Source organism: Rhodococcus sp. T7, assembly GCF_009872365.1.
GTDB lineage: Bacteria > Actinomycetota > Actinomycetes > Mycobacteriales > Mycobacteriaceae > Rhodococcus_F.
Window position 1 is genome coordinate 1 of sequence record NZ_WXYH01000092.1, and the last position, 9,479, is coordinate 9,479.

The 9,479-nt window shown below is 65.7% G+C and carries 8 protein-coding genes and 1 pseudogene; 3 read left to right on the forward strand and 6 right to left on the reverse strand.

Annotated features, from left to right (window positions below):
- Positions 1-594, forward strand: a 594-nt coding sequence (locus tag MLGJGCBP_RS11525; protein WP_160095680.1) for a cytochrome P450, incomplete at its 5' end; no start/stop codon positions are given.
- Positions 595-671: 77 nt separating this feature from the next.
- A pseudogene (locus tag MLGJGCBP_RS53720) lies at positions 672-915 on the forward strand (hypothetical protein); the annotation flags it as partial.
- Between the two features lies 1 nt (position 916).
- Here MLGJGCBP_RS53720 and MLGJGCBP_RS11535 read toward each other — a convergent pair.
- From MLGJGCBP_RS11535 to MLGJGCBP_RS11545, 3 genes are all read right to left on the reverse strand, one after another.
- The gene (locus tag MLGJGCBP_RS11535) at positions 917-2,269 is read right to left on the reverse strand and encodes an amidase (RefSeq protein WP_160095682.1); all 1,353 of its coding nucleotides are present in this window, start codon (positions 2,267-2,269) and stop codon (positions 917-919) included.
- Between the two features lie 133 nt (positions 2,270-2,402).
- Complete coding sequence (locus tag MLGJGCBP_RS11540) at positions 2,403-3,416, reverse strand: Lrp/AsnC family transcriptional regulator (RefSeq protein ID WP_160095684.1); 1,014 nt, start codon at positions 3,414-3,416, stop codon at positions 2,403-2,405.
- Positions 3,417-3,482: 66 nt separating this feature from the next.
- The gene (locus MLGJGCBP_RS11545) at positions 3,483-4,958 is read right to left on the reverse strand and encodes an MFS transporter (protein WP_160095686.1); all 1,476 of its coding nucleotides are present in this window, start codon (positions 4,956-4,958) and stop codon (positions 3,483-3,485) included.
- Between the two features lie 267 nt (positions 4,959-5,225).
- Between MLGJGCBP_RS11545 and MLGJGCBP_RS11550 the strand changes: the two genes are divergently transcribed.
- A complete protein-coding gene (locus tag MLGJGCBP_RS11550; RefSeq protein ID WP_160095688.1) occupies positions 5,226-6,335 on the forward strand; it encodes an alkene reductase in 1,110 nt (369 codons plus the stop codon).
- A gap of 63 nt (positions 6,336-6,398) precedes the next feature.
- Here the strand turns inward: MLGJGCBP_RS11550 and MLGJGCBP_RS11555 are convergent, their stop codons facing one another.
- The 3 genes from MLGJGCBP_RS11555 to MLGJGCBP_RS11565 form a co-directional block, all read right to left on the reverse strand.
- Positions 6,399-7,883, reverse strand: coding sequence for an aldehyde dehydrogenase family protein (locus MLGJGCBP_RS11555; protein ID WP_160095690.1), 1,485 nt, complete (start codon positions 7,881-7,883; stop codon positions 6,399-6,401).
- A 26-nt stretch (positions 7,884-7,909) separates the two neighbouring features.
- Entirely contained in the window at positions 7,910-8,350 is a 441-nt protein-coding gene (locus MLGJGCBP_RS11560) for a nuclear transport factor 2 family protein (RefSeq protein WP_201453032.1), read from the reverse strand.
- Between the two features lie 15 nt (positions 8,351-8,365).
- Positions 8,366-9,479 (reverse strand): phosphotransferase family protein (locus MLGJGCBP_RS11565; RefSeq protein ID WP_160095692.1); only part of this gene is annotated, 1,114 nt, incomplete at its 5' end.

Below are 9,479 nucleotides of genomic sequence, written 5' to 3' on the forward strand. Positions count from 1 at the left end.
GCTCTGGACGCCGAGATCGACGGCAAGAAACTCACCGACCTGGAACTGTTCGACATGTTCCTGCTCATGATGCTGGCCGGCCTCGACACCGTCCAGAGCGTGCTCGCACAGTCGATGGTCTACCTCGCCCAGCACCCGGAACAATGGGACGCGATGTTCGAGACGCCGGACAGTCTCGAGCCCGCGATCGAGGAACTACTCCGCTGGGCGGCACCTGCCGTGCCGACACGCACCGTCGTCCACGATTCGGTCGACGTCGCAGGCATCACGCTCACCAAGGGCGAGCGCGTGCACTTCCCGCTCGCCGTGGCCAACCGTGATCCGCAGTACTACCCGCAGCCCGACGAGGTGAACTTCGACCGCGAGGCCAAGCCGCACCTGGCGTTCGGGCTCGGCCCGCACCGCTGCGTCGGCCTGCACCTGGCCCGCCTCGAGCTGAAGATCGCGTTCACCGAATTGCGGCGCAGGATACCCAAATTCGAACTCGTTGCCGGCGTCGAACCACACGAACATCTCGGCCTCGCGTGGGGAGTCGAGAACGTCCACCTCACCTTCCCCGCGGGAACGCGAGAAACAGAGGGATCCGGACGATGACTCGCCCGCGTGTTCCCGCAACCGTTCGGTCGCGGTCCTCGGAGCCTCGCTCGGCGGGTCGGTGCACGGTCGACGCTGGCGCGGGTGTCGGGGTGGCCGTGGTGGTCGATTCGACGGCGGACCTGACGATGGCCGGCGGCGAATACCTGCCCATCGCGGGCGACGCCGCAACCCTCCCGATCGCCATGGACCGGCAGGACGCGAATCCGTCGCCCGTGGTGCGGACGGTCGGTCACCCGGGTGCGGCGTGAGGTGATCGGAAGGGTCGGACACGGGGTTGTTGACGACCGCGACACCGATCACCTCGTCCGCGACGCGTAGGTCAGCCGATGAGCGCGGGCCGCTGCGTGTGAAAGCTGGTCGCATTCTGGAAGGCGATGGCCGCGTTCAGCAGGACGGTGTCCTTCCAGTATCCCGCCGTCATCTGCAGACCGATGGGCATGCCGTCCGAGCGGAGTCCGCACGGAATCGATATGGCGGGGATCCCGGCGAACGGCTGCACGAAGTTGTTGCGCGACACGTCCATCATTTCCGAGTGCTCGAGCTTCCCGAGTCGAGGTGTTGCGATCGGCACTGTCGGGCAGACGAATACGTCGATGTCGTCGAAGAGGTTCTCGAGGTTGCGAATGAACGACTGCCGGTACATTGCCGCCTCGGCGAACTGCGTTGCCGTGACCGACCGGCCGTGTTCCAGTGACATCACGACTTCGGGATCGAGATCCTCGGCGGGCCGATCGAGGTACTCGCCGTAGAGGGCGAAGAAGTTTGCCGTGACCATCGGATAGAAATGCGTACGGCAGTCCTCGGCACCCGGCACGTGCACGTCGGTGATCTCTGCACCGAGGTCGCCGAGGGTGCCGATGGCGGCGTTCACCGCTGCCAGGATCTCGCTGTCCACGCCGTCCATGAAGTAGTTGGTCGGGACGCCGATCCGGAGGCCCCGGAGACCCTCCCTGCCCAGGGCGAGGGTGTGGTCACGACGTCGGTCGACCGACGTCACATCGGCCGGGTCGTACGCGTCCATGGCGTGGAACAACCGGGCGGCGTCGACGGCCGTGCGTGCGAGGGGTCCCCCGACGGTGAAGGTTGCCACGCGAGTGGATGCGGTGCGGCGGTTGGAGAGGCGGCCCGCCGAGGGTCGCAGTCCGACAACACCGTTCAGGCTTGCCGGGATCCGGATCGATCCACCGGAGTCACTTCCGATCGATGCCGTCGCGATCCTCGCGGCGACGCCGGCGGCCGAACCGCCGCTGGATCCGCCTGCGATGCGGTCCAGACCCCACGGGTTCCGGCACGAACCGTGATGAACGTTCTGGTTCGTGACGGACTGGCAGTATTCCGACTGATTCGCCTTCCCCAGGATGACAGCGCCCGCCTCCTTCACCCGGTCGATGACGAAGCAGTCTTCGGAGGCCTGCGGCGCGTAGGCGAACGCGGTTCCATTCGTCGTCGGAGTACCCGCCACATCGAAGTTGTCCTTGACGGTGAGGGTCATTCCGTACAGCGGACCGGGCCAGACGCCGTTCTCGACCTGCTCGTCGAGTCGACGCGCTTCGGCGATCGCCTCGTCCTGACGAACCGTGATCAACGAGGTGATCTCCGGTTCGTACTTCTCGATGTGGTCGAGGCCGACCCGGACCTCGGTTTCTGCGGATGTGCTTGCTGTGGTGATCATCCTCGTACTCTGACCGGCGTGGAATCTCGGTGGCGAGAATGTCAGGAAAACGTGCGAGAAGGCCTCGGAACGTCCGAAAACCGGAGTATTCGGGTGCCGATCCGGCCATTACCTTGCGCGCGACCGCTGCCGGTCACGACCTGCTCAACGGCACCATGGGCACCACCGGTCCGGTGGCACGGCCCCTGTCGTCGAGGATGTGACCCACGTGCTTACGGATCTCCATGACCAGCGATCGATCCGCCACCCGCGCCCCGGGCAGGAGCTTCTCGAGAAGCAGTTCGAACCGGTGGACGTCGTTCAGGGTGCGCAACCAGACGGCCATGATGAGGTTGTATTCGCTGGCGACGAGCACCGCCAGCCGCACTTCCTCGATCCGGCCCAGTGACGTTCTGAGCCGTTCGACGAGGGCTGCGGGAACCTGCATGAAGTACCAGGCGTAGACGGGCCACTCGGAGTAGGTGCGGGCGATGTCGGTGCGCAGTCCCAACGAGCCGTCCCGCCGCATCGTCGCGATCGCGTCGGCCACGCGCTGGTTGCTGACTCCGGCCAACTCCGCGATCGCGGTCGTCGACGCGCGGCCGTCCACGCTCAGTTCGCGGTGGATCACGCGTCTGAGTTCCGGAGCGATGGTTCTCGCCGCGCGGGGACGTGGCGGACGTGACCGCGGCAGTTGCGCTACCTGCGAAGGCGACAACGTCCGCAGCCTCCAGTTCCCCGCCTCGAAGAGCACGTCGGTGATGAGGTGAGTCCGTGCTCGCCGAATGTCCGGGTACTCTCCGAGCCGGTGCAGCAGGAATCGTGAGGCCTCGCCCGAGTTCCGGGCGATCACGGTCAGCATGAGGTCACGACCACCTGCGGTCAGATCGATGCTGGACACCAAGGGATCTTCGGCAAGGATCCGGGCGGTGAGCGCCGCCTTGCCGGGAGTGCATTCCACTTCGACCAGCGCGTTGTGCCCCGCCACCTCTGCGGCGTAGCCGGTGACCCAGACGAGGCCGGCCTCGTGCAGGCGCCGGAACCGCCGCGACAAGGCCACCGGGTCGACACCCAGGATTCCGGCGAGCGACTTCCACGTCGCTCGCGGCTCGATCTGCAGTGCGTGCATCAGTGCGAAATCGACGTCATCCGGTTCGTAATCCTGCATTGCCTGTCCTTCGATCCGCAGACATGAACCCTACCTGCCGGTGTCGAGGACGTGGGCGACGGCGTTTCACGAGCCGACGGTGTCGCGCGCAGTCGCCTCGGAAATCTCGACGTCGCGGCGGCCGCGATCTGCGTCCAGGAACAACGCCAGCACCGCGATGGCGACACAGATTGCCGCACACGTCGCCCAGACGGCGTGATAGGAGCCCAGCGACGAGACGGTCTTGTCGACGCCGCCGACAGTGACGGTGGTCAGCATCGACGACATCACCAAGGTGAAGATCGCGCCCGCGATCGAGCCGGCCCCGGTGCGGGACGTGTTGTAGATGCCGGACGCGATACCGACCGAATCCGCCGGAGCACGGTCGACGATGACGGCAGGGACGAGTCCGACGAGGATTCCGATGCCGAAACCCTGAAGGAACAGGTACGCGGAAAAGACTGGGGCGCCGACCGGGACGACGATCATCAGCGCGTAGGCGCAGGCGGTCAACCCCGCCCCCAGAACAATGGCGAGGTGCCGGGCACTCGCACGCGCAATCCGGTCGCTGAGCGCGGAACCCAGGAACGCACCTGCGGCGTTGACGGCCAGCAGCATGCCTGCGAGGGAAGCGCTGACACCGAGACCGAACCCGTTGACGTTCGGATCGGACCGCATGAACAGCGCGGTCGGCGCCTGGGACCCGAATATCTGCGCTCCGATCAGCGCCGCGATCACCACCGGCAGCACAAGGCGTCCGCGAGCCATGACCGTGAAGTCGACGAGAGGATCGGTTACGCGACGCTCGACGCATACCCAGACGATCAGAACAACCGTGCCTCCCACGACCAGCGCCAGGATCAGCGGATGAGACCAGCCGAGACTGTTTCCGTTGGACACTCCGCTGAGGAGCGCCAGCAAACCGGACGCCAGCAGGATCGCACCCAGCCAGTCGACCTTCGCCCGGTTCCGCGCCGCGGTCTCGCGAACGAGGAAGCGGGCCGTCGGAACACAGACGAGCATCATCACGGCCGGAACGAGAAGGACGAGGGTGAGGTCCTCGACAGCCGTCATCATCGCTCCGGAGGCAAGGCCTCCGGCAAGGACACCGGCGGTGAGGGAGCCGACCAGGTAGGCAATGTTCCGGCCGGCCGTCTCAGGATCGCGATCTCGGACTATCGCGAATTCGAGTGGGAGGAAGGCAATCAGCGGTGCCTGGAGCACACGGCCCGCCAGGAGCAGTCCGAATGTCGGGGCCAACGCGACGAGCAGCGAACCGACGGCGACCAGTGCGGCGGCGAGCACCAGCATCCGACGGTGTCCGTAGATGTCGCCGAGTTTGGCGATGATCGGCACGAAGGCCACCGACGTCAACAGGAAAATCACATTGACCCAGTTCAGCGTGGCCGCCGACACGTCGTGCGCTTCTCCGATACTTGCGAGCAGCGGCGGATACCAGCCCTGCAGCAGTCCGCTGCCGAACTCCATGACGATGAGAAAGCCGACGACGGCGAAGGCTGCTGATTCAGCCCTTTCCGCGTCACGCGAAAGGTCGGCGCGCATGTTGCACTCCTTCAGGGAACGGACATCGGGACTCAGAAGATGGTCACCGCCAATACCGTCAAGTGGACAAAGCATCCGCAAACGCGGCCAAACTACCTCGCCCGATCCGGAACAGCTGCGCAACGGCGGGAATTTTCCGGACTTTCGGCACTGCGGCCGCCGACGCCGGGTTCAGCCGGACGAGTAGCCGCCCCGCCCTTGCACCCATCGGTATTTTTGAGCCATACTTTCTCATAACTTGTCGGAACGACGGTAGGAGAAAATATCGTGGCCCTGAAGTTGCTCAGCCCGCTGCGCGTCGGCAAAGTCGACGCTGCCAACAGAGTTTTCATGGCACCGTGCACCAGACTCCGCGCCGACCTCGACCAGACCCCGACACCGATCATGGCGGAGTACTACGCGCAACGCGCCGGTGCGGGAATCATCATCACCGAGGGCGTCAACCCCTCCCCGCTCGGACGGGGCGAGCACAACCAACCGGCGATGTACACCGATGCGCACGAAGTCGGCTGGGCGCCCGTGACTGATGCCGTGCACCGGGCGGGCGGCCGAATCTTCGCCCAGCTCATGCACGTCGGGCGCATCACGTTTCCCGAACTGCTCCCGGGCGCAGCCAACCCGGTGGCCCCCTCTGCCGTGCGGCCCGATCCCGGGTTCAGGGGCTACTCGATCCGGTGTCCGCGGCACGATCGACCGTTCCCGACACCGGACGCTCTCGACAGCGCCGGCGTGGCCCGCGAGATCGACCACTTCGTGGAGGCCACCACGCGTGCGATCCGCGCGGGTTTCGACGGCGTCGAGATTCATGCCGCCGGCGGCTACCTGCCCATGCAATTCCTCTCGTCGGCAACCAATCTGCGAACGGATTCCTACGGCGGCTCCATCGAGAACCGGTCGAGGTTCCTGATGGAGGTCATCGAAGGGGCGGGCGAACGAGTGGGCGCCGAACGCATCGCGGTGAAACTCTCACCGGGCTTCTACTTCAACGACGTCCACGACGACGACAGCACAGCCCTCTACAGCTATGTCTGCCAACGCCTGAGCGGGATCGGGTTGGCCTTCGTCGAGGTGTCGGACTACCGGGGCCGGCACTCCGAGGACGGAATCGATCCGATCGGCCTGGTTCGCCGCAACTACGACGGCGTCGTCGTGGCCAACGGCGGCTTCGACCAGGACTCCGCCGAGGAATTGCTCCAGTCGGGTGCCGCCGACGCGGTGAGCTTCGGTGGATCCTTCATCGCGAACCCCGACCTTCCGAAGCGATTCGAGACCGGCGCCCCCCTGAACGCGCCCGTACGTTCCACCTATTACACCAGCCCCACAGGACATTTCGAGGTAGGGTACACCGACTACCCGGCCCTCTCCGCGACGCCGTAACACGACTGCCGCGCCGCGATTTCGCGGCGCGGCAGTCGTGTTTCCCTGACCCGGATTCCGGGATCACATGTCGAGTCGGCCCTTGATGTCCGCGATCTCCGCGGCGATGGCCTGATCGATCCCGGCCTCGACCTCGGCCGCCGCCACGGCAGCCCCGGTGGTGCCCTCGGCGAAGCTGCGTTCGTCGAGGGGAGACGCAACGGTGCGCCGGTGCGTGAACTCGTCGAAACCGACCTTGCCGTGATAGGCGCCGTATCCGGATCCGCCGACACCGCCGAACGGTGCACCCGCGACCGCCTGGTGAGCGAAGATGTCGTTGCGGGTCACGCCTCCGGAATTGGTGCGGTGCAGGAAGGTCCGAAAGTCGTCACCGTCTTCGCCGTACCAGTAGGCGCCGAGTGGGGCCGGCCGGTCGTTGACGTAGGCGATGACTTCCGCCACATCGTCGTATGGATAGACCGCGATGACGGGCCCGAAGATCTCCTCCCCGGCGATGCCCGCGTGTGGCGGGACGTCCGTCAGGATCGTCGGAGGGATCAGCCTGCGCTCCCGCGAGGGCAGCAGGTCGGCCTCCTGCGGGTCGACGACCTGCTTCTTCGTCGCGCCCTTGGACACCGCATCGTCGATCAGCGCCACAATCCTGTCGTAATTGCGCGCATTCACGATGCTGACGGCGCCGGGGTTGCCGAGATACGTGGGGAATGCCTGCCGGAACGCCTCTTCGAGCTTCGAGACGAACACGTCGTGCCGGTCACGGGGTACGAACACGTAGTCGGGGCACAGGCATACCTGTCCGCTGTTCATCATGCGCCCGAGCGCGACGCGATGGGCCGCCAGGTCGAGATCGGCGTCGCTTCCGACGACGACGGGATTCTTCCCACCCAGTTCCAACGTCAGCGGAACGAGGTTCTTTCCGGCTGCGGTCGCCACCGCCCTGCCGACGGCCGGGGACCCGGTCAGCACCAGGTGATCCAGCGGCAGCTCGGAGAATGCTCGGGCGGTGTGCAGATCGCCCACGACCACCGCGACCTCGTCTTCACCGAAGTACTCGGCAACCGCGTCGCCGAAGACTTTTCCGGTTCGCGGGTGGAACTCCGGGAACTTCATGATCACCCGATTGCCTGCCCCCAGTGCCGCGAACGCCGGCTGGACGGTGAGCGTGACGGGGAAGTTCCAGGCTCCCATGATGCCGACGACGCCCTTGGGCTTCTGTTCGACGACGGCGGGCACCGGCCCGTCCAGTGGGACCGGCTTCATCCACTCGCCGAGGTTGTCCCGCGTTTCCTTGGCGTCGCCGACCCAGGCCAGGATGTCGAACAGCTTGGTCAATCCGGTGGGCCGCGTGCCGTAGTCCTGAGCCAGTGCCCGAGCGAGGTCGTCGGCGGCATCGAGGACGGCCAGCATCAGGCGGTCGATGCGGTGACGACGCGTCTGCGCGCTCGGAGGGCCGTCGCGGAGGAAGGCTCCGCGTTGTACGGCGACGATGCGCTCGAGTTCCTCACGGCTCACGTGCTCGGCTGTCGCGTCCTGAATGCCTGCAGTGGTCATCGTAGAAGTCCTGCCTTCCGTGAAAGTTAGTCGACGTCGACGAGTAGCCGGGTGAGCCGCAGCGTCGCGATCCGCCATTCGCCGTCCACGCGCCGGTACGTCTCGTGATAGTGGCCGTACCCGCGCATCGTCCGAAACGGCGCGCCTTCGCCTGCCCGGAGCACGTCCGTCATCGCCCAGGTCCCCTGGGCGGCTTCGGGCGAGAGGATCTCTATCTCGGGCAGGTATCCTTGGTGGGCGCTCACCATTCCGTCCAGGCTGGTGCGGATCAAGTCCACCGCGGCGTCGCGACCCGTCACCGGCGGTTCCTCATAGACCGCGCCGGGTGTGGTGGCCTCCATCCCACCCCGAACGTCGAACAGAACATCCTCTGTGAACACCGTCCGATACGACTCCCAGTCCTTGGTATCCATGAACCGGAAGTACCGCGACTTCAGTACCTTGATCTGTTCGATGTCGTCCAGCACTGTCACTCCAATCGGTCAGAATGCGTCGAGAGCGTCGTAGTCGTCGATGGCCGCGCCGATGCGGCGCAGCATCTCGAAGGTCAGTTCCTCACGCTGCATCGGCGCCATGTCGTCCGTCGGGACCAGCGTGATGGTCCAGAACGCGAGTGTGGTGAACAGTTGCTGGCGAATATTGAGCAGCGCATCGTCGAAGGTGATGTCGCGCACCCCCTTGTCGGCCATCAGCTCGAGGTACAGCCGCAGCAGGTCCAATTGCCAGTCACGGCGCTGCTCGACGGTGAGTGCCGTCGTCGTCGCGTACACGAAGTCGCGGCTCCAGTGCCCGACGGTGGCGATCTGCCAGTCGGTGAGGCCCATGCGGCCGTCATCCTGTCTGATGTACCAGTTTTTGAAGTGCACGTCGCTGTGGAGAAGCGTCTGCGGCAGTTCGTCGTGGCGCACCACCGACTTTTCGGTCGCCGGCCAGATCTCCGACCGGCGAGCGAACAGGCGAGCCGGGAGCACGGACTCGGCGGCCGCGAATCCTGCGTCGCACGCCTCCGGAAATCCGGGAGTCGCCGTCAGATCCGTCCAGAAGGCCGGCCACGTCTTGAACGGCAGAGCCTCGGTTCCCAGTTCGGCACTGTCGTAGAACCTGGAGTGCAGGGTGGCGAGCAACCGCACCATGTCTTCGGCCTGTGCCCTGGTCAGGATCGTTCGCTCGTCGGGAAACTGTGCCGTACCCGCGAGGTCTTCCATCATGATCAGGTAGGCGAACGTCTTCGGGTCGAATCCCGCGTACCACGTCCTGGGTACTTCGATGTCGAGCCGATTCCGCACGTTGGTGTAGAACTCGGCTTCTGCGCGCGCAACGTCGAGCACCGCGAGGATGACGCGGTTCTGGAGCTGCTCGGCTGCCTTGCAGAACACGCTGACCGGCAGCCCGGCCCTCGTACCCGCGTCGTTGTAGGTCAACGAGATCCGGCGCCGATTCGACGATCCGTCGTCGCGCGGGCCGAGTTCGAACGAGACCACCGCCGCGTCCGGTACCTCTCGGCAGAGTACGGCCGTGAGCCACTCCGGGGTCAGCACCCGGTACGACGTGGGTACCTCGTCGAATTCGGTGACCTGACGGTCCTGGGAGATCTCG

What these genes read in the sequence shown, in the direction of transcription:
- MLGJGCBP_RS11535 (WP_160095682.1), bottom strand. Translation starts at nt 2,269, where the DNA reads ATGATCACCACAGCAAGCACATCCGCAGAAACCGAGGTCCGGGTCGGC.
- MLGJGCBP_RS11540 (WP_160095684.1), bottom strand. Translation starts at nt 3,416, where the DNA reads ATGCAGGATTACGAACCGGATGACGTCGATTTCGCACTGATGCACGCA.
- MLGJGCBP_RS11545 (WP_160095686.1), bottom strand. Translation starts at nt 4,958, where the DNA reads ATGCGCGCCGACCTTTCGCGTGACGCGGAAAGGGCTGAATCAGCAGCC.
- MLGJGCBP_RS11555 (WP_160095690.1), bottom strand. Translation starts at nt 7,883, where the DNA reads ATGACCACTGCAGGCATTCAGGACGCGACAGCCGAGCACGTGAGCCGT.